Raw genomic sequence first — 1,013 nt, 5'->3', positions numbered from 1 at the left:
GAGATTAAGGTCGCCCAGCTGCTGCGAGAAATCCAGCTCCAGCATTTACACCCCCATCCGTTTGCGGCCCCAGCGGGCCAGCCATTCGGACACCATCAGGGAAGCCAGCGACAGCACGATGGCGATCACGCACAGACGCGCGGCGGCGGCTTCCGCCCCCGGCGTTTCGATCAGCGTATACATCGCCAGCGGAATGGTGCGGGTTTCACCGGGAATGTTGGAGACAAAGGTGATGGTGGCGCCGAACTCCCCCAGCGAACGGGCAAAGGCCAGCACCACGCCGACAATGACGCCGGGCAGCGACAGCGGCAGCGTGATGGTGAAAAACACCCGCCACGGGTTGGCGCCCAGCGTGCGCGCCGCCTGCTCCAGCCGGGTATCCACCGCCTCCAGCGCCAGCCGGATGGCACGCACCATCAGCGGAAACGCCACCACCGCCGATGCCAGCGCGGCGCCGCGCCAGCTAAAGCTGAAGCTGAAGCCGAACCAGTCGTACAGCCACTCGCCGATGACGCCGCGCCGCCCCATGGCGATCAGCAGCAAATAGCCGACCACCACCGGCGGCAGCACCAGGGGCAGGTGAATGACGCCGTCCAGCAGCGCCTTGCCGGGAAAGCGGCAACGCACCAGCACCCAGGCCATCAGAATGCCGAACGGCAGGCTGCAGACCACCGCCAAACCGGAGACTTTCAGGCTCAGCTCAACCGCCTGCCACTCGTACTCACTCAGAATCATTTACGCGGGGTGAATCCATAATGTTCAAAAATAGCGGCGGCTTCCGGGCCCTTCAGATAGGTATAGAAAGCGCTGACCGTCGGATTTTGACGATCTTTCACCATCGCCATCGGATATTCAACCGGTTTGTGGCTGTCTTCCGGGAATACGCCCACCACTTTCACCTTGTCGCTGGCGACCGCGTCGGAGCCGTAGACGATGCCAAGCGGCGCTTCACCGCGCTCCACCAGCGCCATCGCGCTGCGCACGTTGTTGGCGCGCGCCAGTTTCGGCTCCAG

At 63.9% G+C, this 1,013-nt stretch carries 2 protein-coding genes; both read right to left on the bottom strand.

Features of this window, described 5'->3' with window-relative positions; all coding sequences use genetic code 11:
* Positions 1-45: 45 nt before the first annotated feature.
* Positions 46-735 (bottom strand): molybdate ABC transporter permease subunit, encoded by a 690-nt coding sequence (gene modB, locus ACGFU6_RS39355; protein ID WP_015377003.1) that lies wholly within the window; start codon positions 733-735, stop codon positions 46-48.
* Positions 732-1,013: molybdate ABC transporter substrate-binding protein (modA, locus tag ACGFU6_RS39350; RefSeq protein ID WP_393617424.1), on the bottom strand; the 282-nt coding region annotated here is incomplete at its 5' end. The genes modB and modA, both read right to left, overlap by 4 nt.

The organism is Streptomyces sp. NPDC048462 (assembly GCF_043200175.1).
Taxonomy (GTDB): Bacteria; Actinomycetota; Actinomycetes; order Streptomycetales; family Streptomycetaceae; genus Streptomyces.
Note: the sequence above shows the minus strand (reverse complement) of the source record. Positions and strands in the feature narration are given on the sequence as shown.